Annotated in this window: 27 protein-coding genes, 2 tRNA genes and 1 pseudogene; 8 read left to right on the top strand and 22 right to left on the bottom strand. The window is 50.3% G+C overall.

Annotated features, from left to right (window positions below):
• The first annotated feature begins 48 nt into the window (after positions 1-48).
• The 4 genes from ACTHSQ_RS09905 to ACTHSQ_RS09890 all read left to right on the top strand — a co-directional run bounded on the left by ACTHSQ_RS09905 (position 49) and on the right by ACTHSQ_RS09890 (position 4,821).
• A complete protein-coding gene (locus ACTHSQ_RS09905; protein ID WP_440371895.1) occupies positions 49-567 on the top strand; it encodes a hypothetical protein in 519 nt (172 codons plus the stop codon).
• 3 nt (positions 568-570) lie between these two features.
• A complete protein-coding gene (locus ACTHSQ_RS09900) occupies positions 571-1,773 on the top strand; it encodes a beta-ketoacyl-ACP synthase (RefSeq protein WP_440371894.1) in 1,203 nt (400 codons plus the stop codon).
• 173 nt (positions 1,774-1,946) lie between these two features.
• Complete coding sequence (locus tag ACTHSQ_RS09895) at positions 1,947-4,169, top strand: NADP-dependent isocitrate dehydrogenase (protein ID WP_440371893.1); 2,223 nt, start codon at positions 1,947-1,949, stop codon at positions 4,167-4,169.
• 58 nt (positions 4,170-4,227) lie between these two features.
• Positions 4,228-4,821, top strand: a complete 594-nt coding sequence (locus ACTHSQ_RS09890) for a LolA family protein (protein ID WP_003685091.1) — start codon at positions 4,228-4,230, stop codon at positions 4,819-4,821.
• Between the two features lie 55 nt (positions 4,822-4,876).
• On the opposite strand, the gene ylqF is transcribed toward ACTHSQ_RS09890, so the two are convergent.
• The 17 genes from ylqF to ACTHSQ_RS09805 all read right to left on the bottom strand — a co-directional run bounded on the left by ylqF (position 4,877) and on the right by ACTHSQ_RS09805 (position 19,315).
• On the bottom strand, positions 4,877-5,818 hold the full coding sequence (gene ylqF / locus ACTHSQ_RS09885) for a ribosome biogenesis GTPase YlqF (protein WP_440371892.1): 942 nt from the start codon (positions 5,816-5,818) through the stop codon (positions 4,877-4,879).
• A gap of 93 nt (positions 5,819-5,911) precedes the next feature.
• Positions 5,912-6,136: a protocatechuate 3,4-dioxygenase gene (locus ACTHSQ_RS09880; RefSeq protein WP_070748174.1), complete on the bottom strand. Its 225-nt coding sequence runs from the start codon at positions 6,134-6,136 to the stop codon at positions 5,912-5,914.
• A 34-nt stretch (positions 6,137-6,170) separates the two neighbouring features.
• Positions 6,171-7,025 (bottom strand): RNase adapter RapZ, encoded by an 855-nt coding sequence (gene rapZ / locus ACTHSQ_RS09875; RefSeq protein WP_440371891.1) that lies wholly within the window; start codon positions 7,023-7,025, stop codon positions 6,171-6,173.
• Positions 7,006-7,968, bottom strand: a complete 963-nt coding sequence (gene hprK, locus ACTHSQ_RS09870; protein WP_049328647.1) for an HPr(Ser) kinase/phosphatase — start codon at positions 7,966-7,968, stop codon at positions 7,006-7,008. Before hprK ends, rapZ begins: the two co-directional genes overlap by 20 nt.
• A gap of 3 nt (positions 7,969-7,971) precedes the next feature.
• A complete protein-coding gene (gene ptsN, locus ACTHSQ_RS09865; protein WP_003680500.1) occupies positions 7,972-8,421 on the bottom strand; it encodes a PTS IIA-like nitrogen regulatory protein PtsN in 450 nt (149 codons plus the stop codon).
• Between the two features lie 296 nt (positions 8,422-8,717).
• Positions 8,718-9,557, bottom strand: coding sequence for a 4-hydroxybenzoate octaprenyltransferase (gene ubiA, locus ACTHSQ_RS09860; protein WP_372340633.1), 840 nt, complete (start codon positions 9,555-9,557; stop codon positions 8,718-8,720).
• A 228-nt stretch (positions 9,558-9,785) separates the two neighbouring features.
• Positions 9,786-10,280: a chorismate--pyruvate lyase family protein gene (locus ACTHSQ_RS09855; RefSeq protein ID WP_003684952.1), complete on the bottom strand. Its 495-nt coding sequence runs from the start codon at positions 10,278-10,280 to the stop codon at positions 9,786-9,788.
• Positions 10,270-10,926: a dethiobiotin synthase gene (bioD, locus tag ACTHSQ_RS09850; RefSeq protein WP_440371890.1), complete on the bottom strand. Its 657-nt coding sequence runs from the start codon at positions 10,924-10,926 to the stop codon at positions 10,270-10,272. The genes ACTHSQ_RS09855 and bioD overlap by 11 nt, the downstream gene beginning before the upstream one ends.
• Positions 10,923-12,212, bottom strand: coding sequence for an adenosylmethionine--8-amino-7-oxononanoate transaminase (gene bioA / locus ACTHSQ_RS09845; RefSeq protein ID WP_440371889.1), 1,290 nt, complete (start codon positions 12,210-12,212; stop codon positions 10,923-10,925). Before bioA ends, bioD begins: the two co-directional genes overlap by 4 nt.
• A 52-nt stretch (positions 12,213-12,264) precedes the next feature.
• A complete protein-coding gene (locus ACTHSQ_RS09840) occupies positions 12,265-13,170 on the bottom strand; it encodes a DMT family transporter (RefSeq protein WP_003685126.1) in 906 nt (301 codons plus the stop codon).
• 194 nt (positions 13,171-13,364) lie between these two features.
• On the bottom strand, positions 13,365-14,567 hold the full coding sequence (gene trpB / locus ACTHSQ_RS09835; RefSeq protein ID WP_003685337.1) for a tryptophan synthase subunit beta: 1,203 nt from the start codon (positions 14,565-14,567) through the stop codon (positions 13,365-13,367).
• A gap of 111 nt (positions 14,568-14,678) precedes the next feature.
• Positions 14,679-15,089 carry a hypothetical protein gene (locus tag ACTHSQ_RS09830; RefSeq protein WP_003685036.1) on the bottom strand — a complete coding sequence of 137 codons (411 nt, stop codon included), beginning with the start codon at positions 15,087-15,089 and terminating at the stop codon, positions 14,679-14,681.
• A 4-nt stretch (positions 15,090-15,093) separates the two neighbouring features.
• The gene (locus tag ACTHSQ_RS09825; protein WP_003685255.1) at positions 15,094-15,696 is read right to left on the bottom strand and encodes a hypothetical protein; all 603 of its coding nucleotides are present in this window, start codon (positions 15,694-15,696) and stop codon (positions 15,094-15,096) included.
• 36 nt (positions 15,697-15,732) lie between these two features.
• Positions 15,733-16,353 (bottom strand): phosphoribosylanthranilate isomerase, encoded by a 621-nt coding sequence (locus tag ACTHSQ_RS09820; RefSeq protein ID WP_440371888.1) that lies wholly within the window; start codon positions 16,351-16,353, stop codon positions 15,733-15,735.
• 404 nt (positions 16,354-16,757) lie between these two features.
• On the bottom strand, positions 16,758-18,983 hold the full coding sequence (locus ACTHSQ_RS09815) for a DNA internalization-related competence protein ComEC/Rec2 (RefSeq protein ID WP_440371887.1): 2,226 nt from the start codon (positions 18,981-18,983) through the stop codon (positions 16,758-16,760).
• A gap of 168 nt (positions 18,984-19,151) precedes the next feature.
• Positions 19,152-19,226 (bottom strand) — tRNA-Glu (locus ACTHSQ_RS09810).
• A gap of 12 nt (positions 19,227-19,238) precedes the next feature.
• A tRNA-Arg gene (locus tag ACTHSQ_RS09805) sits at positions 19,239-19,315 on the bottom strand.
• A gap of 115 nt (positions 19,316-19,430) precedes the next feature.
• On the opposite strand from ACTHSQ_RS09805, the gene ACTHSQ_RS09800 reads away from it, so the two are divergent.
• Both ACTHSQ_RS09800 and ACTHSQ_RS09795 read left to right on the top strand, forming a co-directional pair.
• Entirely contained in the window at positions 19,431-20,822 is a 1,392-nt protein-coding gene (locus tag ACTHSQ_RS09800; RefSeq protein ID WP_440371886.1) for an exonuclease domain-containing protein, read from the top strand.
• Between the two features lie 197 nt (positions 20,823-21,019).
• Complete coding sequence (locus tag ACTHSQ_RS09795; protein WP_440371885.1) at positions 21,020-21,811, top strand: Cof-type HAD-IIB family hydrolase; 792 nt, start codon at positions 21,020-21,022, stop codon at positions 21,809-21,811.
• 72 nt (positions 21,812-21,883) lie between these two features.
• On the opposite strand, the gene ACTHSQ_RS09790 is transcribed toward ACTHSQ_RS09795, so the two are convergent.
• From ACTHSQ_RS09790 to ACTHSQ_RS09775, 4 genes are all read right to left on the bottom strand, one after another.
• Positions 21,884-22,090 (bottom strand): DUF2788 domain-containing protein, encoded by a 207-nt coding sequence (locus ACTHSQ_RS09790; protein ID WP_003680520.1) that lies wholly within the window; start codon positions 22,088-22,090, stop codon positions 21,884-21,886.
• Between the two features lie 86 nt (positions 22,091-22,176).
• A complete protein-coding gene (gene metZ, locus ACTHSQ_RS09785; protein ID WP_440371884.1) occupies positions 22,177-23,346 on the bottom strand; it encodes an O-succinylhomoserine sulfhydrylase in 1,170 nt (389 codons plus the stop codon).
• Between the two features lie 113 nt (positions 23,347-23,459).
• The gene (locus ACTHSQ_RS09780; RefSeq protein ID WP_036472891.1) at positions 23,460-24,020 is read right to left on the bottom strand and encodes a DUF3465 domain-containing protein; all 561 of its coding nucleotides are present in this window, start codon (positions 24,018-24,020) and stop codon (positions 23,460-23,462) included.
• 121 nt (positions 24,021-24,141) lie between these two features.
• Positions 24,142-24,942, bottom strand: a complete 801-nt coding sequence (locus ACTHSQ_RS09775) for a hypothetical protein (RefSeq protein WP_440371883.1) — start codon at positions 24,940-24,942, stop codon at positions 24,142-24,144.
• A gap of 162 nt (positions 24,943-25,104) precedes the next feature.
• On the opposite strand from ACTHSQ_RS09775, the gene ACTHSQ_RS09770 reads away from it, so the two are divergent.
• Entirely contained in the window at positions 25,105-25,356 is a 252-nt protein-coding gene (locus ACTHSQ_RS09770) for an NGO1151 family protein (RefSeq protein WP_003680526.1), read from the top strand.
• 76 nt (positions 25,357-25,432) lie between these two features.
• Entirely contained in the window at positions 25,433-26,236 is an 804-nt protein-coding gene (locus ACTHSQ_RS09765) for a basic amino acid ABC transporter substrate-binding protein (RefSeq protein ID WP_440371882.1), read from the top strand.
• A gap of 199 nt (positions 26,237-26,435) precedes the next feature.
• Here the strand turns inward: ACTHSQ_RS09765 and ACTHSQ_RS09760 are convergent.
• A pseudogene (locus ACTHSQ_RS09760) lies at positions 26,436-26,561 on the bottom strand (IS5/IS1182 family transposase); the annotation flags it as partial.

Raw genomic sequence — 26,561 nt, 5'->3', positions numbered from 1 at the left:
GAAACTTTATCCACACCATTAAATATTTTGACCGATAGATAAAACCTTATGCGATTTATCCCTTTGCTTGCCGCACTGCTGCTTCCCGCATGCACGACCTCGCTCCCTCATCCGCAAACGCTGCCGCCGCTTTCCAAAGAAGGCCAATGGTTTAAACTCGAGCAGACCAATGCGGCGGGGCAGACCGTTCAAACCAATCTCTTGGCAGTCGAGCCTCATTCAGACGGCATCCGCTTTGTCCAAACCAATGCACTGGGTGCGCCGGTATCGCGTCAATCGGTCAGCACCAAAGGCTGGAAAAACGACGGCTTTGTGATGCCCAATGCCGCTTCGCGCCGACTATTTGCCGCCTTGTTGCCGCTTTTGGCCGCCGAACACGCCGCCACGCTTTACCCTGAAGCCCGCCAACAAAATGCCACACATCAAGGATTCTGCCCTGACGGCAAAGGCGCGGTGTTCAGCTACCGCGAGCGTGATTTGTGGTGTGTCGCCCACCATTCCGAACAATTCCTTATCGGCTTCCCCGACCAAACTTTCTGGACGGTCAGCCCGATTGCAGAAGACTAATCCATGAATACTCCTGTTTATCTCAGCCGTCCGGCACTGACCAGCGCATTGGGCAGCGGCTTGCAAATTCATGCCGATGCCTTACTCACGCCGTCTGAAAACACGCCCCTGACTTTTTCAGACCAATGGGTAAAAAGTAAAACGCATGCTTTCGGTGCAATCAAAGAAACCCTGATGCCTCTGCCCGACAGCATTCCCGAAGCACATCGCAGCCGCAACAACCAGCTTATCCTGCACGCGCTTTCGCAAATAGACGGACTGATTCAGGCGGCCATTGCCCGTTACGGCAAAGAAAGGGTCGCTGTCGTTACCGGTACGTCCACCAGTGGCGCAGACGAAAATATCCCTTTGTTCCAACACGTTGTCCAAGGTGGTGAGTGGACGGATGTTCCGTTCAAACAACTGCAACACACCATGGCTTCTCCCTCCGAATTTATCGCCCAAGTTTACGGTTTGGACGGCTTGCGCTATACCGTCTCCACCGCCTGCACTTCCGGCGCACGCGCCCTCATCAGCGCAGCCCGACTGCTTCGTGCCGGATTGTGTGATGCCGTGATTTGCGGCGGCGCGGATACGCTTTCTCCGCTGACGATTAATGGTTTTGCCTCTTTGGAAGTGCTTTCAGACGGCATCGCCAAGCCCTTTTCTGCCAACCGCAACGGCATCAATATCGGCGAAGCGGCCGCATTTTTCGTGATGACGCGTGATGCGGATTTTGACGGCGAAATGCAGTTGCTCGGCTACGGCGCAAGCAGCGATGCCTACCACATGTCTTCGCCCCGCCCCGATGGTTTGGGTGCAGCCCAATCCTTTCAGGCCGCTTTAGATAAAGCCGGTTTGAAAGCGGAAGACATCGGCTGGATCAATCTGCACGGCACAGGTACGCAACACAACGACAGCATGGAAAGCCGAGCCGTTGCCGAAGTATTTGGCAGCCACACCCTTTGCACCTCAACCAAGCCGTCCACCGGCCATACCTTGGGAGCAGCCGGTGCGATTGAAGCCGCGTTTGCCTGGTTGATGGCCAACTGCCAATACAATCCGGAAGGCAAACTACCACCGCAACAATGGGACAACGTACCCGATTCCGAGCTACCAAACATCGCTTTGACCGACGAAAACAGCCGCTGGCCGTCTGAAAAACGCATTGCCGCCAGCTCGTCATTTGCCTTCGGCGGCAGCAATGCCGTTTTGATTATCGGATAAGTCCTTAATATTTAGGTCGTCTTTTCAGACGGCCTTTTTCTTTTCCGCAACTTAAAAAACAATAACATCAAAACAACAACCAAATCCGCCGAAATATGCCATAATAGGCTTAGCACGTTTCATCTCGCGATGTGCCCGAAAAGAAAAACTTAACCTACATAGAGAATAATCCCATGACTAAATCCACCATTATCTATACCTACACCGACGAAGCTCCTGCATTGGCCACCCAATCCCTGTTGCCGATTGTGCAGGCGTTTACCCGCCATGCCGGTATCGAAGTCAAAACCAGCGACATCTCTCTCTCCGGCCGCATTTTAGCGGCATTCCCCGAGCATTTGACCGAAGCGCAGCGCGTACCCGACGCGCTTGCCGAGTTGGGCGAACTGGTGAAGCAGCCCGACGCCAACGTGATCAAACTGCCGAACATCAGCGCATCCGTACCGCAACTGACCGCCGCGATTAAAGAATTGCAGGCAAAAGGCTTTGTCGTCCCCGACTATCCCGCCGACCCGCAAACCGATGAAGAAAAAGCCGTACGCGAACGCTACGACCGCATCAAAGGCAGCGCGGTAAACCCTGTCCTGCGTGAAGGCAACTCCGACCGCCGCGCGCCTAAGGCAGTGAAAAACTTTGCGAAAAAACATCCGCACAGCATGGGCGCATGGACCAAAGACTCCAAAACCCACGTTGCCACCATGCAAAGCGGCGACTTTTTCCATAACGAACAATCTGTTACCGTACCCGATGCGACTTCCGTATCCATCGTGTTCACCGACAAACAAGGCAACAAGAAAGAGTTGCGCGAGCCCGTCGCCCTGAAAGCCGGCGAAATCATCGACGCGACCGTGATGAGTAAAAAAGCCCTGCTCGCCTTCCTTGCCGAACAAGTGCAAGACGCGAAAGCAAAAGGCGTTTTGTTCTCGCTGCACATGAAAGCCACCATGATGAAAGTGTCCGACCCGATTATCTTCGGACACGCCGTCAAAGTATTCTTCGCACCCGTCTTTGAAAAATTCGGCGACAAATTGGCTGCCGCAGGCGTCAACGTCAACAATGGCTTCGGCAACCTGCTGGCCAATCTGGACAAACTGGATGCGGACACCCGCGCCGCCGTCGAAGCCGAAATCGCCGCCGTTTATGCCGCCAACCCTGATTTGGCGATGGTCGATTCCGACAAAGGCATCACCAACCTGCACGTCCCCAGCGACGTCATCGTCGATGCTTCTATGCCTGCAATGATTCGTAACTCCGGCCGTATGTGGGACAAAGACGGCAAAGCGCAAGACACCAAAGCCGTCATTCCGGACAGCAGCTACGCCGGCGTTTACCAAGCAACCATCGATTTCTGCCGCGAACACGGCGCGTTTGATCCGACAACCATGGGTACCGTTCCTAACGTCGGCCTGATGGCGCAAGCAGCCGAAGAATACGGTTCACACAACAAAACTTTTGAAATCGAAGCCGACGGCCAAGTTCAAGTCATTGATGCGGCAGATAATGTCCTGATGCAACACGACGTTGAAGCCGGCGATATCTGGCGTATGTGCCAAACCAAAGACGCTCCGGTTAAAGACTGGGTACAACTCGCCGTCAACCGCGCCCGTCTGAGCAACACACCCGCCGTGTTCTGGCTTGACGAAAACCGTCCGCACGATAAAAGCCTGCTCGCCAAAGTCAAAGCCTACCTTGCCGAACTGGATACCAACGGTCTCGACATCCGCGTCCTCGCTCCTGAAGAAGCCGCTAAATTCAGCTTGGGTCGTCTGAAAAACGGCGAAGACACTATTTCCGTAACCGGCAACGTCCTGCGCGATTATCTGACCGACCTGTTCCCGATTTTGGAACTCGGCACCAGCGCGAAAATGCTGTCCATCGTTCCATTGATGAACGGCGGCGGTATGTTTGAAACCGGCGCGGGCGGCTCCGCACCGAAACACGTCCAACAGTTCCTCGAAGAAAACCACTTGCGTTGGGACTCTTTGGGCGAATTCCTCGCGCTTGCCGTATCGTTTGAACATCTGGCGCAAAAAACCGGCAACGCCAAAGCCCAAGTCCTCGCCGACACGCTGGATGCCGCCACCGAAAAACTGCTGTTGAACGACAAATCGCCTAAACGCAAAGCAGGTGAACTCGACAACCGCGGCAGCCATTTCTACCTCACCCTCTATTGGGCGCAAGAATTGGCAGCGCAAGACAAAGATGCCGAACTGAAAGCCGCATTTGCGCCATTGGCAGCAGCTTTGACTGCCGACGAAGCCAAAATCGTTGAAGAACTCTCTGCCGTACAAGGCAAAGCGGTCGACATCGGCGGCTACTACGCAGCCAATCCTGAAAAAGCCGCACAAGCGATGCGTCCAAGCGCAACCTTTAATCAGGCCTTGTCAACCTTATAATTAAAGCAATAAAAGGCCGTCTGAACTTTCAGACGGCCTCAGACCTTATGGAAGCACAATGAAAAAAACCATTCTTTCTCTTACTCTCCTCATCAGCGCTCCGGCTTTGTGGGCATTTTCCCCTGCCGAATTGGCACAAACCCTGCAAAAACCGCAAAACGTGCAAGGCAATTTTGTCCAACAACGCCAGCTAAAATCCCTCAGCAAACCCATGACCACCAGCGGCAGCTTTACCCTTGTCCCACAAAAAGGCCTGCTCTGGAAAATGCAAAAACCATTTGAAACCACCCTGCGCGTGCGTTCAGATGGCATCATGCAATGGAACGGCAGCCAATGGGTCAACCCAAACGCCAGCAAGCTCAACGGCCAAAGCCGCCAAATCAAACTCTTCCTCGACCTTTTGGGCGGCAATACCCAAGGCTTGGAAAAACAATTTGATTTGAAATTAAACGGCAACGAGAAAAAATGGACGTTGACCTTAACTCCGAAAACCGCCATTACCCGTCAGATCTTCAACCGTATCGAAATCAACGGCGATACGCTGGTACGAAAAATCGAATTGGACGAAAAGCAAGGCGACAAAACCATCATGCAGTTCAACCAAATCCAAACCGATAAAACCTTGGACAGCTTCAGCCGTACCGCCCTCTAAATTGTCTATTCCAACAAAAGGCCGTCTGAAAATAGATTTCAGACGGCCTTTTATATTAATCGGCTGAAGGCTGCTGCCCTTTTCTTTCCACCTTTCTGGCTTCGCGAATGGCTTTAAGTTCGGCCTCTTTCTGTCTGGCTTTTTTCAGCCAAGTTTCCCATTGGTTTGGCGTTTCCAGCGTAATTCTGCCGATTTTGCCTTCGCGGAAATCGGTCAGGATATTTTCAGCGGCCTTTTGGTAGTTGACCCGTCCGCCGCTCAAAACCGCACCGCGTTTCTTGGCAATCCACTCCAGCCAAGAAGTATCGTCCCAATGGCTGCTTGGATCTTTGTCGGCTTGATAGCGCTCTTGCAACAGGGCCAGATAATGGCGGCGGAGGTAATCCAAAAGCTCAAGCGCCACTTCTTCTTCGTCCAGCGCGTTGCGTCCGACTGCACCGCCGGCCGCAAGGTTGTAGCCGCCTTCTTCAACAATAATTTTCGGCCACAACATACCGGGGGTATCGTAAAGCCAGAAATCGTCGGCAAGGAAAAGGCGCTGTTCGGCTTTGGTAATACCGGGTTCGTTACCGGTTTTGGCAGATTTTTTGCCGATCATGCCGTTAATCAAGGTAGATTTGCCGACGTTGGGGATACCGCAAATCAGGACACGCAGCGGCTTCTCGATACCTTGGCGATGCGGAATCATGGCGCGGCAGGCTTGGGTAATTTTGCCATGCGCGCCGGTTTCGGAAGAATCAAGCGCAATGGCGCGGGTATCTTGGCGGCTGTTGTAATGTTCGAGCCAAACTTTGGTGCGCTCGGGATCGGCAAGGTCTTGTTTATTTAAGATTTTCAGTTTTGGCTTGCCTTTGGACAACTGGGCAAGCAAAGGGTTTTCGCTGGAGGCAGGCATACGCGCGTCCAACATCTCAATCACCATATCAACGCTTTTAATGCGTTCGGCAATGGCTTTTTTTGCCTTGTTCATGTGGCCGGGAAACCATTGGATAGCCATGTCTTTTTATTCTTTCTATTCGTATCTGAGGCCGTCTGAAAAATCATTGTTTTTCAGACGGCCTCAGTATTTGGATAATCGGTCAATCAGGATTTAGAGGTTGCCATGCTCGTAGCTGTAATAACCTGCTTCATCCATACATTGCTCAAACGTTTTGGATGTATCGCCACGTTTACCTTGTGATTTGCAGGTATTGATTTGGCGGGAAACTTCGGCTTCGCTTGCGCCGGTGCGGTGCCAACGGTAAGCAGTGACAGGCTCTGTTGCACAAGCGGTCAAGATAAGCAGGGATAATGCGGTCAGACTGATTTTTTTCATGGTTTCTTCCTTTAAGGCCGTCTGAAACGGCAAGTTAGCGTCCTGCCAAGCTCTGTGCCTGACGGTGGCGGACAAGGAGTTCGTAACGGCCTTTGAGGCGCTCGGCCAGTTTTTCCACAACATAAACGGAGCGGTGCTGACCACCTGTACAACCGATGGCAATCGTCACATAACTGCGGCTCTCTTGTTGCAGGCGCGGCAGCCAGCGGCTAATAAAATGGTCGATGTCATCAACCATTTCTTGAGCCAACGGCTGCTGGCCCAAATAATCTTGAATAGGCTTGTCCATGCCGGTAAAGGGGCGCAATTCCGGATCGTAATACGGATTGGGCAGGCTGCGCATATCAAACATAAAGTCGGCATTATTGGGAACGCCGTATTTGAAACCAAAGGATTCAAGAATGACCAGCAAACCGACACGTTCAATGTTGAGCCATTGTTGCACAGCATAACGCAGCTGCTGAGCGTTCATTTTGGACGTATCGATGCAATATGCGATGTCTCTAAGCGGGAAGAGCCACTCGCGTTCTTTTTGCAGGCTTTCCAACAAAGTCAGGTTTTGGCCGGACAAAGGGTGTCCGCGACGGGTTTCTGAGAAGCGGCGAACCAAAACACCCTCTTCCGCTTCCACAAACAGGACTTCGACCTGATGCCCTTCGTCACGCAAATATTGGATTTGCTCTTGCGCTTCTTGGATATTGATACCGGAACGGATATCAACGCTAACACCAAGCTGGGTTTCTTCGCCACGTTCAATATGGTGCAACACCAGTGAAGGCAACATTTCCAAAGGCAAATTATCGACGCAATAATAGCCTAAATCTTCGAGTTGTTTGAGGGCTACGGATTTTCCTGAGCCGGATAAGCCGCTAATCAGGACGATTTTCATGATTTTGTTCGTTTTCTTTGAGTTGTGTTTGATGGCGTTCGAGGAATTCTTTGGTACTGTCTTTACCGCGCAATTGAAGGATGTAATTGCGCACTGCAGCTTCAACCAATACTGCTAAGTTTCGACCGATTGCAACAGGCAGGGTAACGGAACGGACGCTGACGTTGAGGATAGATGCTGTTTCGGTACGGATGCTCAATCGATCGAGTTGTTTCATGTATCCGTCGTCGGCCGGAACCAAATTAATAATCAGCTGGAGGATTTTTTTCGGACGGATAGAGGTTTCGCCAAAAATATGGCGGATATTGAGTATGCCCAAACCGCGTACTTCGAGGAAATCACGCAACATAGGCGGACAACGGCCTTCCAGCATTTCCGGGCCGGTACGGAAGAGTTCGACCGCATCATCGGCAATCAGGCTGTGACCGCGCGAAATCAGCTCCAATGCCAATTCGCTCTTACCCAAGCCGGATTGTCCGGTAATGAGTACGCCCACTTCAAATACATCCAAAAATACACCGTGCTTGATAGTGGAAGTAGCCAATGTACGTTGCAAATAAATCCGCAAAACGTCCATCAAGTGCGGGCTTTCCTGCTTGGAAGTCAGCAAGGGGATACTGTTGGTACGGCAATAATCGCGCAATTTGGGCGAAACCGGCAAGCCGTTGGCAACGATGACCAAAGACATGGGGATATCGAAAAGCTCGCCGAAATCGTAGTTGAGCTCGCCCGTTTCCAAGCGGCGCAAATATTCGGCTTCAGCTACGCCGACAACTTGAATTTGGTTGGGATGGATAAAGTTTAAGTGGCCGACCAAGGCCAAGACGGGTTTATCAGCTTCGACACCGATACGGTTGTCCGCGCCGGAATTACCGGCAGCCCAAGCAAGTTCGAGTTTGTGCTGATTGTCGGAAAACAGGCGGCGGACAGATATGCTGGGCATGAATTACTCTTCGCTCAGGAGTGTGCGTACTTCTTCGGCAGAAGTAGCGGCCATCAACGCTTCACGGATGGCTTTTTGAGAGAATCTGCCGGCAAGTTTGGACAAGACTTCCAAATGTTCGCCGGTAGCGTTTTCAGGCACAAGCAGGATGAAAATCAGGGAAACGGGTTTGCCGTCGGGCGCATCAAAGGCAACCGGCTCTTTGGTGCGGATAAAAGCACCGGTGGCTTTTTTCACGCATGCGTGACGGCCGTGAGGAATCGCCACCCCCTGCCCCAAACCGGTCGAACCAAGTTTTTCACGGGCAAACAGGCAGTCGAACACGTTGGTATTCGGTAATTCTGCTTCATTCTCCAGCAGCTGTGCGGCCTCTTCAAACAGACGCTTTTTGCTGCTGACTTCCAAATCCAAAACGATATGGGACAAAGGTAAAATTTCGCCGATCAGGCTCATGTGTATCTCTTTTAAATGTCGCAAAACAATGGGATTGTACCGATTGTCGGTGCAAATCTCAATCCTGAAGGCGTAATTTACACTCGCCCTGCTAACATTTTCCATGTTGTTTTTGATATTTTTTAACGAGCCAAAAATAATCCAACTATTTGTTTATATAGAATTTAAAATAAAAATCCTATCACTAGCCAAACTATGATTCAAATGAAAAGGGGTATGTCCGGCATACCCATTTTCCTTTTCTTTTCAGACGGCCTCAACCTAGTTTTTTAAAACAGTTTGGGAACCAAAAACAACTAGAAATAATGGCAGACCAATCCGCAAAACCACGCCAAACCGATGCGGTTATTGGCCAAAAACGTTTGGAAACACAACTGGCGGTCGCGCGTACGGATGGCGGCATACTGCTGATACTGCCAATAAACGGTTACCGGCAATACCAGCCAATAAGGCCAAGTTGCGCCGATTTTGATACCCAATACCGCCATCAATACGGTAAACCAAAAATGGCAAAGCATAGAGGCGGTAATATCGTGATGGCCAAATGTGATTGCCGAAGTTTTAATGCCGATTTTCAAATCGTCTTCTTTGTCCGCCATGGCATAAATCGTGTCGTAAGCCAGCGTCCATAAGGCATTGGCGGTAAACATCAGCCATGCTTCGGGAGGCACTCGGTCTTGTACGGCGGCAAAGGCCATGGGAATGCCGAACGAAAATGCCAGCCCCAAATAAAACTGCGGCAACGGGAAAAAGCGTTTGGTAAAGGGATATGTGACGGCCAAGAACAAGGCCGGAAGGCTCATCAGCCAAGTAAAGCGGTTAAGCGGCACCAAGCATAAAGCCGCCATCAGACACAGCATGACGGTCAAAAGCAGCGCTTCAGTTTTGGACACCAAACCTTTGGCAAATGGGCGGTTTTTGGTGCGCTCTACTGCACCGTCAAAATTGCGGTCGGCAAAATCATTCACCACGCAACCTGCGCTGCGCATCAGAAATGTGCCTGCGGTAAAGGCAATAAAAATATCCGCGTCAGGAACGCCTTTAGACGCAATCCACAATGCCCAATAAGTCGGCCACAGCAAAAGCAGTGTGCCGATGGGTTTGTCGACGCGCATCAGCTTGGCGTATATCACCATCCGTCCGACAGCGTAACGCGGTAGAAATTGTAGAAAAAATCGCCTTATGTTCATTGATGTAATGTGTCGTTGTTTATATGTCGATTCGAAAGAAAAGGCTTTTTTAGAGCCTTAGCTCTTATTATAATTTATTGCCGTCTGAAATTAAACAGATCTTAACAATTTAATTTATTGTATTATAACAGAATTATGACAAATATCGGTAATTGGTTTTATTTTCAGACGGCCTTAGCGGTATAAATCTATTAATTTCAATAAGAAATATTCTGTTAATTCCAATGTTTCCCCGTTCCAATCGAAATACGAACGGCGCGCGGTAACAGGCCGTCTGAAAGATGGATAGTCGGAATCTTCAAAACGAAGAAACTCAAAATCCGAACGTTTCAACGGCAATGTACCGTCAAACAGGCGCTCGCCCAAAGGCTGCGTTCCGCAATCTAATAATTCTGTCCATAGACGGCTATCCGGCCGGCACGCGCTTCTGGCTTGTATCACTGTTTCGCCGTCCAGTTTGAGCAAAACATCGCGCACAAAGATTTCATCGCTATTGTCCGCCCCCTTCGTCAAACCCAAATACACAGGCTCGACTGAAAAATCCTTACCGGAAGCGCGTAAAGCGGCGGTTAGCGAAGAAACGGTCAGCAGATGTCCGGCCTTAGACGGCAAAAGACTTGAAGCTTCGGCATGTGAACAAAGCGTGCCGCGCGGTATATCAAGCTCCATCTGACACCTCTGCCTTGGCCAACTCCTGCCATTTGGCTTCGGGAAACTCATCTTTCAGACGGCTTTTAAGATATTCCAAGGTATCTCCGGCAACAGTTTCATCTTTGCTGTCGTGAATATGGTTGAAAATCAGGCTATGTAATCGGATGCCGTATTGTTTGAGCACGGCGAAGCTGAGCAGAGTGTGGTTGATACTGCCGAGCCGTCCGCTGGTAACAAGGATGACGGGATAAGCCTGTTGCTGAATATAATCAATGGTCAACAGATTTTCTGTCAGCGGAACCATCAATCCTCCTGCGCCTTCGACCAAGACGATTTCGTATTGTGCCGCCAGTTGTTGCGTGGCGTTGCGGATTTTGTCCAAGTCCAACGCCCTGCCGTCCAGACGGGCGGCGAGATGGGGCGAAGCCGGATAGCTGAAGATTTCGGGCATGGTCAGCCGCTGTTTGTCGGCTTCCTGCATGGGTATGCCCATGATTTTACGGTGGACGGCGATGTCTTCGGCGATGTCTTGGCAACCGGTTTGCACAGGCTTTTGCGTGATTACACTTTTGCCCTGCTGCAATAATTGTTTTGCCAACATGCCGGTAGCGACGGTTTTGCCGATGTCCGTGTCTATACCACTGACGAAGTAAACGCCTTTCATTTACTGTGTTCCTTCAAGATTTGTACGGTTTTATCGGCAAGTTCGGTCAAGAGGCCGTCTGAAATAATGTAAGGCGGCATGAGGTACACCAGCCTGTCGAATGGGCGCACCCAAATGCCCTGCGCCACGCAATCCGCTTGAAAACGCGCCATATCCACGCCTTTTTCCAGCTCAATCACGCCGATGGCACCCAAAACGCGCACGTCTTTTACGCCGCGAATTTCCCATGCGGTTTTCAGACGACCTTTCAGGATGCTTTCAATGCGGCGGATATTTGCCTGCCAATCTTGGGACAAAAGCAGCTTGACCGAAGCGCAGGCAACGGCACACGCCAGCGGGTTCGCCATAAACGTCGGTCCGTGCATAAACACGCCTGCCTCGCCGCGCGAAATCGTTTCGGTGACTTTTTGCGAAGTAATTGCCGCCGCCAGCGTCATATAGCCGCCGCTCAAGCCCTTGCCAATACACATAATATCCGGCACGACGTCTGCGTGTTCGCAGGCAAACATCTTGCCAGTGCGCCCAAATCCGGTGGCGATTTCATCAAAAATCAACACGATATCAAATGCGTCGCACAAATCGCGCAAACCGCGAAGATACTGCGGATGATAAAAATACATGCCGCCCGCGCCCTGCACGACCGGCTCCAAAATAAAGGCAGCGATATCCGCATGATGCGCTTCAAACAAGGCGCGGACAGGCTGCAAATCCGCCTCGTCCCATTCATCGTCAAAACGACTTTTCGGATTATCGACAAAATAACGCTGCGGCAAAGCGCTGCCAAAAATATGGTGCATCCCCGTTTCCGGATCGCAGATGGACATCGCGTTCCAAGTATCGCCGTGATAACCGCGCCGTACCGTCGCAATATTCTGCTTCGCCGTCAGCCCCCGCGCCTGCTGGTATTGCACCGCCATTTTCAGCGCGACTTCCACCGAAACCGAACCCGAATCCGCATAAAAAATACGATCCAGTCCCTGCGGCAAAATCCCGACCAACAACTTGCCCAGCTCCACCGCTGGCTCGTGCGTCAAACCGCCGAACATCACATGCGACATTTGCTTAATCTGCGCCTCAACTGCCTGATTTAAAACGGGATGATTGTAGCCGTGTATCGCACACCACCAAGACGACATCCCGTCAATCAGCCGCGTGCCGTCCGCCAATTCGATATGCACGCCCTCCGCACGGCGAACCGGATAAACAGGCAACGGGTCGGTCATGGATGTATAGGGATGGAGCAGATGGGCGCGGTCGAAATCGAGCAGGGAGGAATGTTCAGACATGTTGAAAACAATGGTTTGATTAGTCTCATTATTATATAACATATTTCCTATTTCAGACGGCACGTCTTCCGTACTGCATCAATGCCAATCCGCCTACTGCCGCCAAACAGCCGGCAACCAAGGAAACATGCAATGCCTCGCCCAAAAACCAAGCGGAACACAAAATGCCGAATACCGGCACCAAAGTAATGTACGCCGCCGCGCTGCCTGCGCCCAAAGTCTTCACGCCTTCAAAATACCACGCATAGCTCAACACCGTTGCCCCGATAGACAGGCCAATCAAAGAAAACCAGCCCCTACCGTCCATTTCGGCAAGCATACCAAACGGCAGGCCGTCTGAAATCAACGCAGGCGGCAACAACATCATTGCACCCAGCCAAGCAGTAGCCACAGTGACCGTCAGCGCATCAATCCCCCGCAACACCGCCCTGCCTATCATCGTATAAGTAACCAAGCAACAAAGGCTGCAAAATACCAGCACTTCGCCCCACCCTATGCCGCCGCCCGACAAAAATGCCGCAATCTCGCCATGTGTAACCGCCCATATCGAGCCTGCCACTGCCAACAACATACCCGACACAATCTTGCCGTTAAGTTTCTCGCCAAATAGCAAAGCTGCAAAAAACATTGTCAGCACAGGATTGAACGTGACCAACACCGTCGCCCTTGAAGCAGGAATCCGCTGCAAACCCAGCATAGACAACACAGTAAAACCAAATACGCCGAATGCCGCTGCCAATGCCAATCCAAGCCATTGTTTGCGCGACAAAACCGCCAAAGTACGCAATCGATACCGTGTAAACAGCCAGCCCAAAAGCAAGATTGCCGCCGTCAAAAAGCGCAGCATGCCGCCCGTCAAAGGCGGCAGCGCCTGTCCCAACATCCGCCCCATCGGCCAAGATGCGCCCCAAAACGCCGCCATGCCCAATAGTTTTAGATGGATTGCTAAATGTTTCATGGTAATGGATAACTTGAATAATCGGTTTAGAAAGCGTACAAGCTCGGTTTGAAAGGATAAATTTCCTTAACCGCCGATACTTGATAGAGTTTGCGCGGATAAAATACTACGCTGAATCATTATGGAAACAAAGGCCGTCTGAAAGACTGAAATCCAGCTTTTTCAGACGGCCTTTACTGCTCAATCAATAAGGCTTACAACTCAATCCCTTTCAGTTTCGCCACGGTATTGATGTCTTTATCGCCTCGGCCGGACAGGTTGACCAGAATCACTTGGTCTTTGCCCATCTTCGGCGCGTTGGCGACTGCCCATGCGAGGGCGTGGCTGGATTCGAGTGCGGGGATGATGCCTTCGAAGCGGCACAACAAATCAAAGGCTTCGAGTGCTTCGTCGTCTTTGGCTACCGTGTATTCGACGCGCTTGATGTCGTTCAGGTGGCTGTGTTCCGGGCCGATGCCGGGGTAGTCCAGGCCTGCGGAAACGGAGTGCGTCCCCAAGACTTGGCCGTTTTCGTCCTGCATCAGGTAGCTGCGGAAGCCGTGCAGTACGCCGATGGGGGCTTTGCTGGTAATCGGTGCGGCGTGGTCGGGGGTGTCCACGCCCAAACCGCCGGCTTCCACGCCGACGAGGCGCACGTTTTCTTCGCCGATATACGGGTGGAACAGTCCGATGGCGTTCGAGCCGCCGCCGACGCAGGCAACGGCGACGTCGGGCTGTCTGCCGATGGCTTCCTGCATCTGCGCTTTGGCTTCGTTGCCGATAACGCATTGGAAATCGCGCACCATTTCGGGATACGGAGCAGGACCTGCGGCAGTGCCGATAATGTAGAACGTATCGTCCACACGTGCCACCCATTCACGCATGGCTTCGTTCATCGCGTCTTTCAGCGTGCGGCTGCCGCTGTCCACGCTGACCACGTTCGCACCCAATAATTTCATGCGGAACACGTTGGGCATTTGACGTTGGATATCGTCCGCACCCATGTACACGTCGCAAGTCATGCCGAAGCGTGCGGCGACGGTAGCAGAAGCCACGCCGTGCTGACCCGCGCCGGTCTCGGCAATCACGCGTTTTTTGCCCATACGGCGGGCGAGCAATGCCTGACCGATGGTGTTGTTCACTTTGTGTGCGCCGGTGTGGTTCAAATCTTCACGCTTCAGCCAGATTTGCGCGCCGCCCAAATGCTCGGACAAGCGCGCGGCATGGTAAACAGGGCTGGGTCGGCCGACATAGTGTTTCAAATCATGGCGGAACTCTTCCCAAAATGAAGGATCTTCTTTCGCTGCTTTATAGGCTTCTACCAATTCTTGCAAAGCCGGAATCAGGGTTTCGGAAACGTACAGGCCGCCGTGTTCGCCGAAAAAGCCGTTCTCGTCGGGAGCGTGATAATTTTTCATGGGATTTTTCCTTGTTCGTTTTATGGTTTCAGACGGCCTGATTCAGTACAAGGCCGTCTGAAAGTAAAATTGTCAGCAATTATAGCCGTTTTCCATTCATCTTGTCGGCAACTAATTGAATAATAATATCAGTAGACAAAATAGAAACAACAGCGTACAGCTCGATGTTGCAACTAATGCCGTACCCAACGGCGGCGCAATATATTTTTCTTTGTTTTTGTTTCTCAGGCATAGTTTTAATACCAACATCCCCAGCCACAGCGCCAGCAACCACCAACCCAGAAAGTTAAGCACAAGCAAAGCAATAATCAACTCATTGGTATTTATAGTGCTTATGTTCAAAAATATCCAATTAAGGCCATTAACAGACATAATGACTGCAGATATTTGTATCACATACAAAAGCGTTCCGCCCAACAATACCTTGATGTGCCATTGTTTGGCCTTCAGCCACACCGAGACGACATTAAAAAGCCACCACAAAGCCATAAACACCATTACAGAAATTTCATAACGGTCCATCACCCTACTCCTGAAAAACAGTCAATCCAGCCATTTCAAAAAAAGCCCGATACGCCGCCGCTTTTTTCGCCAAACTCAAAGGATAGGCACGCGAAGTCGAAGGCAGGCGCGTCAGGGTCAACTCACGCCCAGCATAGGGGAACGGTACTGTTTCACCCGTCTTCGGCATTTTCATGCCGCTGCCTTGAATCTCCAACAAAACTTCGGTTGCCTTGCCGCCGGTGGTGCAAAGATGGCGGCACTCGGGCATTTGCGCCAATACTGCCGCCAAATCGACGGTTTCTATCACTTTTAAAAACTTATCCGAAGCATTGCCATGTTCGCGTATTGCCTTCAACACGGTCGGACAGGATGCAATCTCTTTCTCACTTAAAAACGCTTTGATTTTATCGGCATCAAACGCTTTTTCGCCCTGCTTTTGAAAATGCGCCACATCGCCAAAAAACACCAGCCCATACACACGCCACATATCGTTTTGAAAATTCGGATAATGAAACTGCATCGCGTGTTTTTCTTCTTTAGGCGGAAACGTCCCCATCATCATGACCGTTGCCTGCGGCGGCAACAAGGCTGCGAAGGGGTGGGATTCAACGATTGGCTCTTGCATAGCTGTATTCCGGTTGTTTTTCATTCAAACAAATTTTCAGACGGCCTTTACTGCCTGAATAAACGCTGCTATTTTCTCCCTGCTCTTAATCCCACCGGAGATTTCCACGCCGCCGGACACATCCACCGCCGCCGCGCCACTGATTTTTACCGCTTCGGCAACGTTTTCCGCAGTCAATCCGCCGGCAAGTATCCACGGTTTGCAGATATTGCCGTGCAACATAGTCCAGTCGAAACTTTGTCCCGTACCGCCGTATTCGGTCGGATGATAAGCATCAAACAGCAAGGCGCGGGCATTCGGGAATTTGGCACAGGCCGTCTGAATATCGGCAGCGGACTGTACGCGCACAGCCTTCAAATACGGGCGGTCAAACCGACGGCAAAAATCATCGTCTTCATCGCCATGAAACTGAATCACATCTATCGGCACTTGACGCAAAATCTCGCGGATGGTTTGCTCGTTTTCATTCACAAACAAGGCCACCACCGATACAAACGGCGGCAGGTTTTTCACAACCGCCTGCGCCTGCTCAATATTCACAGCCCGTTTACTCTTGGCGTAAAACACCAGCCCGATGGCATCCGCGCCTAATTCGGCTGCGGCCAGCGCATCTTCAGGTCGGGTAATACCGCAAATTTTGGTGCGTATGGTGTTCATGGGGATTGCCTTTTTAAACAGATGGGTCGGATATTATATAAGTTTAAGGCCGTCTGAACATGAAATATCAGGTTCAGACGGCCTTAAACTTTAAAATAAACATCAGCCGATAATATTGGCGGCTGTCAACTGCGCAGTATCTTCGTTGTAGAAACGTGCAAACTCTGTGCTGCTTTCAGTTCCCACTTGATATACAGAACATTATACTGATAATTACTAATAACTTTGTGATTATTACCCTATTTTTAAACTGCCCATTTTTTCATCACAATTAATTTATTCTTTATTATCAAATATCAAACCAAACTATCCACAATTGGATTCACACAAAATTTGGATAATGCCCGTCAATAAAAAATATTAAGGCCGTCTGAAAAAGTCTTTCAGACGGCCTTTTAGCCTTTTTACTCAAACGGTTTCTTCTGCCAATAAAACTTATCCTTTTTCAGACGGCCTTGAAATATATTGCCCTGTCCCAAAGCAAACACCAACGCGCCTGACAAATCCGTTCTCAACAAAGTAATACCGTGCGCGCGGACACGATTTTGTACGGCAACGGTCGGATGTTTGTAGGCATTGGCATAGCCGCTGGATGCCACGGCATATTGTGGCGAAACCGTATGCAAAAAGCTGCCTGACGAAGCCGTGCTGCTGCCGTGATGTCCCAATATCAACACTTGGCTATACAGCGCATTGCCGTATTTCTCAATCAAACCGGCCTCGCCTTTCACACCCAAATCGCCGGTTATCAACAAGGCTTTGCCGTTTGCCACGACACGCAATACGCAGCTTTGGTCGTTATCTTCCTTGCCCGTATTTTCAGACGGCCTGAGCAACTCGAAATCTACGCCGTCCCATCGCCATTTGTCTTCTTGGCAAAACTCTGCATTCGGATAAAACTCAGGCTGTCCGGCAAGCAACTTATCGGTACCGACAGCCGCTATACTTTGAAAACCACCGTCATGGTCAATATCATGGTGCGACAAAATCAGGCTGTCCAAACGGCGCACACCCATAGCGTTCAAACTCGGCACAATACCTGTTTGCGCCACTTGCTCCGTTCCCGTATCAAACAAAAGATTGCGGTTACGCGTTTGCACCAACACCGACAAACCTTGTCCCGCATCCATCACGGTAACTCTTGCCACTCCCTCCTCCAACTTGGCAGGATGATAAAACACAAAACCCAATAAAACCAGACATGCCCAAGGTTTTAAGCCCATTCCTTTAGGTAGCAATAACAGCAAAGCCGCCATTATCGCCAACACAAGCAAAGGTACAGGCGCCGCTGCAACAGCAAATTCAGGCGATACCGTAGCCAGCCATACCAAACCGCGTAAAGTATATTCCGCCAAAAATGCCGCTACCAACTGAACAAGCTCAAACGGGAAAACCGAACCCAGCAAAGCCAACGGCGTCAACACCCAAGAAAACCAAGGAATAGCCAGCGCATTAACCAACGGACTGAGCAAAGGTAACGAAGCAAACAAATAGCCTAGCAATACCACCGACAATACAGTTGCCGCCCATTGCCCCCGTACAGCCAAACGCCAGCCCGACTCTTTCAGACGGCCTGATGAAGCCCAAATCAAAGCAGCAACCAAACCGAAAGACAACCAAGTTCCCACGCCCAATACAGCCGACGGATCCAACAGCAAAACAACGGCCAAAGCCTGCCACCACGCCGTCCAGCCCGAGCCGCCACTGCCGCGCCACCATGCCCACGCAAACGCAACCAACATCAACACACTGCGTTGCGTCGGCACGGAAAAACCGGCCAAAAGCGCATAAAACAAAGCACCGGCAACACCGCCGGCCAATACCCACACACGCGGTTTCGCCGGAATCCACGGCAAATAACGGAAAATTCGCTTAATCAGCCAAGCAAACAATACCGCCACCATCGTCACATGCAAACCCGAAATACTGACCAAGTGCGTCAGTCCCAAAGGACGGAATGCCTGCCACAAAGGCGGCCTCAACGCCGATTGCTCGCCAATACTCAAAGCACGCATCAGCCCTATGCCGTCTGAAAACTCAGGATATTTGTCCCCTGTTCTCTGCCAACTCCGGCTTACCGCATCACGCATATCAGCCAAACCGAAACCGCCACCTTGCCGCACGAGTTTCCTGTCGCGCCCCAAAGTACCCATGCCATCGATACCATTGGCCAAAGCCCATGTTTCACGGTTCAAACCGCGCACATTCACTTCACCGATCACCGGCTTTACCCGCACCGGTACAGACCACCGACTGCCCACCGCCCAATCACGCCGCTGATAATCCGACAACATCAAATCAAAAGCCTGCCCACGATCATCCCAAGCCCTTGCCGCAAACTGCACGCGCCGACCATCATCACGCGGCATATCCGCCACTTCAACCGTCAAAACTTTAGCCACCGCCTCCCCCACAGGCCATTGACCAGCCAATACCAGCCCGGTCCGCCACACGCCAAATGCCATGCCCATGCAGACAGCCAGCACCAACCAAGCCACAGCAAATTTTCGACACAACGCAAGCGTACCAATGAGCACAGACAACCAAACCCACCATGGTGGCACAAACGGCAACGCAAATGAAAGCACTACACCCACCACCCAAGCAGGCAACACAAACCACCACGCCATGAACGTTTTCCCTTAAATTATGATTATTAGATATGTAATAATAAATGCTTTTAGTAGATTATGACAAACGCCAACCTGCATGAGCAGATAAAAGATAGGTTCAAATCATTTCAAAACCGATAGACGCAAAAAAGCGCAATCCGAAACAGATTGCGCTTTTTTATAAACTGGCACGCCCACGGGGAATCGAACCCCGGTTACCGCCGTGAAAGGGCGATGTCCTAACCGCTAGACGATGGGCGCGGAGATTTTCTGTGGCGCACCCGGAGCGATTCGAACGCCCGACCCTCTGGTTCGTAGCCAGATACTCTATCCAACTGAGCTACGGGTGCATCAAGAAAGATTTGGATTATAAAGAGAGGGCTGTTTACTGTCAAGCGTTTTATTTGGAAAACTTGCAGACAGCGTGTAAAATGCGCATTTGCTATTGAATTTACAGAGAATAAAATGTCAGATTTCGCACGCTGGCCGCTCTTATCCGAAGCATTTTCCCGTTTGGGACGGCCTGTGGTCGTGGTGGATTTGGAGACGACCGGTGGAAATTTCTATCAAGACAGGATAACGGAAGTCGCCCTTGTTCGTTTTAAGCAAGGACGCGCCACACATTACGAGCAATTGGTCAATCCTTGCCGCAGCATTCCCGAATTTGTTGCCAGACTGACCGGGATTCATGATGAAACGGTGAAAAACGCGCCTGTCTTTGCCGATATTGCAGGCGATTTGTTGCCGCTATTGCAAGGTGCAGTGGTTGTTGCCCACAACAGCCGCTTTGACTATACCTTCCTGCGCCACGAGTTTGCCCGTATCCATACCGACTTTGCCGCACCCTCGCTCTGTACGGTGCAGCTGTCTCGCCGTCTCTATCCTGAGTTTTACAAACACAGCCTCGACAGCATTATCGAACGCACCGGCATTCAGACGGCCAACCGCCACCGCGCCATGACCGATGTTGCCGCATTGTGTGATTATCTCGAATTAAGTCTGGTAGAAAAAAATCATCAACAATGGGACGAACACGTCCGTGTATTGATGAATCCGAAAATGTTGCCCACTTGGCTGCCTGATTCGCTTGCCCAACAGCTCTATGCCCTGCCCGACAGTTACGGCGTATTGGTTTGGCTTGACCATTTCGGCAAAGCCCAAGCCATTGAAGCACACGAACGCGCATACAGTGAAACCGCCACCCTGCTGCACAGCAAAAAACTGCCACCGTACATCAAAGCCGCAGCCTCTATCCGTTTTATTCCGGCAGTCGGACAGCTTCATACATTATGGCTCAAAGCCCAGACCATGCAGGAATACCAACTGATGCCGTCTGAAAAGTCCACATCGTTTTCTACCGTCCGCTTTATCGCTGACGAACACGGCAGCCTTCAAGCACGCATTGTCTTGTTAAACAGCGGCACCAGAAATTGGCGCCCTTACGGTTTGTTTGCCCATAAAAAAGCAGCCAAACGCGCTTTGATGCAATGGTCGCAAGAACACAGACTCTGCCCAGATTCGCTCAACATTTTGCCGACCAGCTACGCAAAAGGCGAACCCTGCCCTGTCGAGGCCGTCGGAAAATGCAATGGCAACTGCCGCCAGCTAAACGGTATCAAACATCAAAACCAACGCATTACCGAGCTTGCCGCCCTACTCCCCGTAACCGATTGGGGCAAAGCGCACGAAATTGAAATTACCGAAACCGATCCCCTGACCGGAAACAGCATTACCCTGCTCTGCGCCGGCGGCGCGTTGGCATTGCCTGATGGAAGCTGGTATTTCGACAGCAGCCTGCCTATCGTGATTAAAAACAAATTCAGGCAAGACAAAGAAAATATCCGTTTGATTGCTTAAAACAAGGCCGTCTGAAAACCAAATTTTCAGACGGCCTATTGTGAATAACTTGCCGCTTTATTCTCAAAACAAAAACTGCCTAAATTTTAATCAGAACTTATTTTCATAATAGCAATCAAATACTAAGCCAATTTATACACAAGCTGTTCACACAATTTTCAATGAAAGCTGTGTATACCCAGCCCAACGAGTAAACCATGAACAACCCTGAAATCATCTTCTTTGACATTGACGACACCCTCTACCGCAAATACACGGATACCCTGCGTCCTTCGGTTGCCCAAGCCATGCACGAATTGAAAGCCAAAGGCATTTTGACTGCCATTGCCACCGGCCGTCCGGAAGCCGCCATTCCCGCCAAAGTCAAAGCCTTGATTCAAGAATGCGGTATCGACATGCTCGTTACCATCAACGGCCAATATATTTCCTTTCGCGGCAAACCCCTGCAAAGCTATCCCTTGGACATTGCCGACATCGAAACCGCCATCAACCTGCTTGAACAACATAAAATAGACTACGCATTCGTCAACAACCAAGAAATTGCCGTTTCCTCCCATTCGCCGCGAGTTGTCGAAGGCTTATCGCATATCCTGCCCAACTTCCTGACTGACAAAGAATATTTCCGCAAACAACCTGTTTATCAAATGCTGGTCTTTGTGGACAAGGAAGAAGAAAAAATCCTGCAACCGCTGACCCAGCAACACGGCTTCAAATCCGCCCGCTGGCATGAATATGCCGTGGACCTGCTACGCAAAGAAGGTTCAAAAGCACGGGGCATTGCCCACGCAGTGGAAAAACTGGGCATTGATATGAGTAAAGTAATGGCATTCGGCGACAGCTTCAACGACTTGGAAATGCTGTCAACCGTCGGCTTTGGCGTTGCCATGGGCAATGGCGAAGAAGCAGCCAAAGCGGCCGCACAATTCGTCTGCCCAAGTGTCGATGAAGACGGCGTATTACGAGGCTTGCAAGAATTGGGCGTCATTTAAATTTCAAATCAAAAGGAAAAGGCCGTCTGAAAAAATGTTCAGACGGCCTTGTTCCATCTATAAACGTTCTGCTTACTTCGGCAATACCAAAAAGCTAATCAGCAACTCTTTAAATACAAATCCAAACACACCCAAGCCCAAAACCAAGAAGAGCATGGCAATGCCGAATTTGCCGGCTTTGGATTCTTTACCCAAGTTCCAAACGATAAAGCCCAAAAAGATAATCAGGCCGCTCAGTAGGATTTTCATTGCCCATGAGGCGAATTCTGCTTCAGTCATATTCTTTCCTTGTATGCTTCAGATGTGTGTCCGTAAATTTCAGACGGCCTTACCGCAACGGGCCGTCTGAAATATCTTTTTTAAACTTATTTGTTCAAGACTTGCTTCAAATCTTCAATCAAATCGTCAACGTATTCCAAGCCGACAGACAGGCGCACCAATCCCGGGCGGATATTGGCGGCAAGTTTTTCTTCAGGCTGCATACGGCCGTGGGTTGTTGTCCACGGATGGGTAATGGTCGAGCGCACGTCGCCGAGGTTGGCGGTACGAGAGAAAAGTTCGACACTGTCGACGACTTTCCACGCGGCTTCTTGGTCGGCGACTTCAAAGCCGATGACGATGCCGCCGCCGTTTTGCTGTTTGCGGATAAGCTCCGCCTGCGGATGGTCGGGCAATCCGGTGTAGTACACGGCTTGAACCTGTGGCTGCGCTTGCAGCCATTGGGCGATTTTTAGGGCGTTGTCGAACTGTTTTTCCATACGCAGCGACAGGGTTTCCACGCCGCTCAACAACTGCCATGCGTTAAACGGCGACATCGCCAGCCCGCAAGAGTTGCAGTAAACGGCGACCTGCGTCATCAATTCTTCCGAACCCGCTAACACGCCGCCCATCACGCGGCCGTGTCCGTCAATCGCTTTGGTTGCGGAAGACACGGAAATATCCGCACCATGTTTCAAAGGTTGCGAACCGGCTGGCGACAAGAGGCTGTTGTCCACCACCAACAGCGCGCCGATGCTGTGTGCCAGTTCGGCCAACGCTTCCAAGTCGGCAACTTCGCCCAAAGGGTTGGACGGGGTTTCCAAGAAAAACAGTTTGGTATTGGGCTTGATTGCCGCTTTCCATTCATCTACATCAACCGGCGATGCATGGCTGACCTCGATGCCGAACTTAGTTACGATGTTATTGATAAAACCGACAGTCGTACCAAACAGACTGCGGCTGGAAATAACATGATCACCGGCTTTCAAGAAGGTAAAAAACGCTGCTTGAATCGCGGACATACCGGTCGAAGTGGCCACCGCGCGCTCTGCGCCCTCCAATGCGGCAATGCGTTTTTCAAAGGCGGCAGTAGTCGGATTGGCCGTACGGGTATAAGTAAAACCTTTGATTTTTTTAGAAAACAAATCAGCCGCATGTTGGGCGTTTTCCCACATGAAGCTGCTGGTGAGGAACAATGCCTGATTGTGTTCGCGGTATTCGGTTTGCTCTTTGCCACTGCGGATGGCAAGCGTTTGAGGATGAAGTTTTTTGCTCATTTTTTTCAATCTACCGTATGTTTCGATGGGCGCAGTAAACAATACGCCTGTTTAATTTGTTAACATTTTGCGCTTATTCCTGTCATCTTTCAAGCAGGAGGCCGTCTGAACGGTTATTGGTAAACCTGTCCGCCGTGCTTCAGCCAACCGTCTTCATGACGGCCTGCCGGATCATGATGCGTCCAATGGATAACGCCGCCCTGCTCCGACCATTCATATTCGCCGTAAAACGCTACTTTATCACCTTTTTTCAAGCCTTTGATTTTATCGGCCAAATCGATATTATGCGCCACCAAAAGCGTTTGACCGCTGGAAAGCTTCAAAATAAAGCGTTGATGGCGCGTGCCTTTGTTGTCATCCGGCAGGGTTTTCCATACCGTGCCCTCGCCCTCAACCTGAATATCACTTTGCTCGTTTTCAAACGCCTGTTTCAAAACCGCTTCGGCTGATTCTTTGCCCGAACCGATTTGTTGCTGAGCCGTATCGGCATTCTTTTTACCCGTATTATTTTGTTTTTGAACGACTTCTATTTGCTGCTGATTCTGCGATTGTACTAGCTGCTTGTTTTGCATTTTGTTATAGGCAAATACAGCAACCAAAGCAATCAGCAATACAATGATTTTATTTTTATTCATAACGATCTCAAAAAAAATGCCCGATTCTGCATCGGGCATATCAACTATTTAGAAAGGATATTTATCACGAAAACGTGAGCCGCTATTATACACGCTTCGTAAAATTTTAAGGGAATTTTACGCCGAAGGCCGTCTGAAACTTTTCAGATGGCCTGGATACTCAACGGCGGTATTTCATTTCAGTCTTCATATCGTCCAAAATACGTTTGACGTTGTGTTCCAATACATCCTCCACCAAACCCGGCGCCTGCTCGTTCAGCATTTGCTGCAACTGATAAGTGAACAAGGCCATCTGTTTTTGCACGGCAATCCGAATCATGCCGTTGACCGCATCGGCCACATGGGGACGCAAACGCTTAATCAGACGCTCGGTTAACTCTTTTTCAGAAACGCAGAATACTTCCCGACGGCCGATCGCTTGCGGGTTCAATACATTGATATGGACATTAATGGCCGGTTCTTGTTCAAGGCCGTCTGAAACCGCCTCTTCAGCCGCTTTCGTATCATCATTTTCCGGTTTTTCCGTTTCTTCCACTTCAGGCACATCAAAATCTACGGCACCTGATTTCGGATTCAGTCTGACGGTACGCGTTGATTCAATATGACGCTCTGAAGCCTCGGCCTGCAATGCCGATTGCGCGCTCAACCAGTTGTCCTGCAAAACCACCATCGCATCGGTTTCCACTGCTTCGCCCTCGTCGGCAAGGGCTGTATTGTGTTCCAACTGCCAGCGGTACAAATACTCTTCCAATACTTTTTCACGATTGTCAGCATCCAGTTTATATTCTTTTTTAGGCGCGGTTTTGGGCGCAGCTTCGACAGCGTCGTCCAATTTTTTAACCAATGGCGCATGAGTCGGCGCGGTATTAAATTGTCGTGCCTGACGCAATCTTTCCAGGCGTTTTTCCCAATTCAGGTCTTCTTCCTTGAGGGCTGTGGGATCAAGACGGTTGTTTTCCATAATAATCTCGTCTTTTCATTTTTATTGTGAACCGCATTCAAACCTAAAATCACTTGAAATACGGCCGATGGTTGGACATATCCGGCAAGCCGGCGCAAGCGTCACATTTTAATATTAATTCGCTATATAATCACTATTTTATTTAATACTCAAGGATACATCATGAGCAGCATCGAACAACGCCTCGAATATCTGGAAGAGGCCAACGACGCTTTGCGTATGCAAAACCACGTCCTCGCCACCGCACTCAAAGGCCTCATCCGCTCTCTGCCCTCCGACATGGCCAACGATGCCGTAGAATCCATCCAGCTTGCCTTTGAAGACGCATTGGCAGAATTGAGCTACGAAGACAGTCCGCACACCGACCTCTTCCATGACGTAACCTACGCATTTTTCCGAGAAAAAGACCACTAATTTCAGCTAGTTTGTTCACAAAATTATGCTAAACTAAGATTTTATCCGTTAACATTTTATTAAGAAAGCACATATCATGAACATAAAAAAATGGCTGGCCACTGCCCTCGCTTGTTCCGCCCTTGCCCTGACTGCCTGCGGCGGTCAAAGCAACAATGCCTCTGCTCCTGCCGATAAAGTGTACCGTGTCGGCTCTAACGCCGAGTTTGCCCCATTTGAATCTTTGGATTCTGCCGGCAAAGTAGAAGGTTTTGACGTAGATTTGATGAATGCCATGGCCAAAGCCGGCAACTTCAAAGTCGAATTCAAACACCAGCCATGGGAAAGCCTCTTCCCTTCTCTGAACAACGGCGACGTGGACATCGTTATGTCCGGCGTAACCATCACTGACGACCGCAAACAAAGCATGCTCTTCAGTGATCCATACTTTGAAATTACCCAAGTTGTCCTCGTTCCAAAAGGCAAAAAAGTGGCTTCTTCCGAAGACCTGAAAAACATGGCCAAAGTCGGCGTGGTAACCGGCTACACTGGCGACTTCTCCGTTTCCAAACTCTTGGGCAACGACAATCCGAAAATCGCCCGCTTTGAAAGCGTTCCCCTGATTATCAAAGAATTGGAAAACGGTGGTCTGGATTCCGTCGTCAGCGACAGCGCGGTCATTGCCAACTATGTGAAAAACAACCCGACCAAAGGCTTGGATTTCATTTCCCTGCCTGACTTCACCATCGAAAACTACGGTATTGCTGCACGCAAAGGCGACGAAGCAACCATCAAAATGTTGAATGATGCGCTGAAAAAAGTACGCGAAAGTGGCGAATACGACAAAATTTACGCCAAATACTTTGCTAAGGAAGGCGAAAAAGCCGAAACAGCCAAATAATCCGGTATGACTTCTTAAACTTAAGGCCGTCTGAAAATTTTTCAGATGGCCTGAGACCTTTGCAAAAAAGCCTTTCCCCAACAGCCGAAACCTAAACACAGGTTTTCGGCTATTTCCCTCCCCAAATCACTCCTAATTCTACCCAAATGCCCCCCTAATCCTCCCCGGATACCTGATAATCAGGCATCCGGGCCGCCTTTTAGGCGGCAACAGGCACACTTAGCCTGTTGGCCGCTTTCAACAGGTTCAAACACATCGCCTTCAGATGGCTTTGCGCACTCACTTTAATCAGCCCGAAATAGGCTGCCCGGGCGTAGCGGAATTT

The sequence above is a fragment of the Neisseria sp. P0009.S008 genome (assembly GCF_051958615.1).
In the GTDB taxonomy this organism is placed as follows: Bacteria; Pseudomonadota; Gammaproteobacteria; order Burkholderiales; family Neisseriaceae; genus Neisseria; species Neisseria subflava.
This window is presented reverse-complemented; position numbering and strand designations above follow the sequence as displayed.

Coding starts and splice junctions, on each gene's coding strand:
- ACTHSQ_RS09905 (WP_440371895.1), top strand. CDS start 49: ATGCGATTTATCCCTTTGCTTGCCGCACTGCTGCTTCCCGCATGCACG.
- ACTHSQ_RS09900 (WP_440371894.1), top strand. CDS start 571: ATGAATACTCCTGTTTATCTCAGCCGTCCGGCACTGACCAGCGCATTG.
- ACTHSQ_RS09895 (WP_440371893.1), top strand. CDS start 1,947: ATGACTAAATCCACCATTATCTATACCTACACCGACGAAGCTCCTGCA.
- ACTHSQ_RS09890 (WP_003685091.1), top strand. CDS start 4,228: ATGAAAAAAACCATTCTTTCTCTTACTCTCCTCATCAGCGCTCCGGCT.
- ylqF (WP_440371892.1), bottom strand. CDS start 5,818: ATGGCTATCCAATGGTTTCCCGGCCACATGAACAAGGCAAAAAAAGCC.
- ACTHSQ_RS09880 (WP_070748174.1), bottom strand. CDS start 6,136: ATGAAAAAAATCAGTCTGACCGCATTATCCCTGCTTATCTTGACCGCT.
- rapZ (WP_440371891.1), bottom strand. CDS start 7,025: ATGAAAATCGTCCTGATTAGCGGCTTATCCGGCTCAGGAAAATCCGTA.
- hprK (WP_049328647.1), bottom strand. CDS start 7,968: ATGCCCAGCATATCTGTCCGCCGCCTGTTTTCCGACAATCAGCACAAA.
- ptsN (WP_003680500.1), bottom strand. CDS start 8,421: ATGAGCCTGATCGGCGAAATTTTACCTTTGTCCCATATCGTTTTGGAT.
- ubiA (WP_372340633.1), bottom strand. CDS start 9,557: ATGGTGATATACGCCAAGCTGATGCGCGTCGACAAACCCATCGGCACA.
- ACTHSQ_RS09855 (WP_003684952.1), bottom strand. CDS start 10,280: ATGGAGCTTGATATACCGCGCGGCACGCTTTGTTCACATGCCGAAGCT.
- bioD (WP_440371890.1), bottom strand. CDS start 10,926: ATGAAAGGCGTTTACTTCGTCAGTGGTATAGACACGGACATCGGCAAA.
- bioA (WP_440371889.1), bottom strand. CDS start 12,212: ATGTCTGAACATTCCTCCCTGCTCGATTTCGACCGCGCCCATCTGCTC.
- ACTHSQ_RS09840 (WP_003685126.1), bottom strand. CDS start 13,170: ATGAAACATTTAGCAATCCATCTAAAACTATTGGGCATGGCGGCGTTT.
- trpB (WP_003685337.1), bottom strand. CDS start 14,567: ATGAAAAATTATCACGCTCCCGACGAGAACGGCTTTTTCGGCGAACAC.
- ACTHSQ_RS09830 (WP_003685036.1), bottom strand. CDS start 15,089: ATGGACCGTTATGAAATTTCTGTAATGGTGTTTATGGCTTTGTGGTGG.
- ACTHSQ_RS09825 (WP_003685255.1), bottom strand. CDS start 15,696: ATGCAAGAGCCAATCGTTGAATCCCACCCCTTCGCAGCCTTGTTGCCG.
- ACTHSQ_RS09820 (WP_440371888.1), bottom strand. CDS start 16,353: ATGAACACCATACGCACCAAAATTTGCGGTATTACCCGACCTGAAGAT.
- ACTHSQ_RS09815 (WP_440371887.1), bottom strand. CDS start 18,983: ATGGCGTGGTGGTTTGTGTTGCCTGCTTGGGTGGTGGGTGTAGTGCTT.
- ACTHSQ_RS09800 (WP_440371886.1), top strand. CDS start 19,431: ATGTCAGATTTCGCACGCTGGCCGCTCTTATCCGAAGCATTTTCCCGT.
- ACTHSQ_RS09795 (WP_440371885.1), top strand. CDS start 21,020: ATGAACAACCCTGAAATCATCTTCTTTGACATTGACGACACCCTCTAC.
- ACTHSQ_RS09790 (WP_003680520.1), bottom strand. CDS start 22,090: ATGACTGAAGCAGAATTCGCCTCATGGGCAATGAAAATCCTACTGAGC.
- metZ (WP_440371884.1), bottom strand. CDS start 23,346: ATGAGCAAAAAACTTCATCCTCAAACGCTTGCCATCCGCAGTGGCAAA.
- ACTHSQ_RS09780 (WP_036472891.1), bottom strand. CDS start 24,020: ATGCCCGATGCAGAATCGGGCATTTTTTTTGAGATCGTTATGAATAAA.
- ACTHSQ_RS09775 (WP_440371883.1), bottom strand. CDS start 24,942: ATGGAAAACAACCGTCTTGATCCCACAGCCCTCAAGGAAGAAGACCTG.
- ACTHSQ_RS09770 (WP_003680526.1), top strand. CDS start 25,105: ATGAGCAGCATCGAACAACGCCTCGAATATCTGGAAGAGGCCAACGAC.
- ACTHSQ_RS09765 (WP_440371882.1), top strand. CDS start 25,433: ATGAACATAAAAAAATGGCTGGCCACTGCCCTCGCTTGTTCCGCCCTT.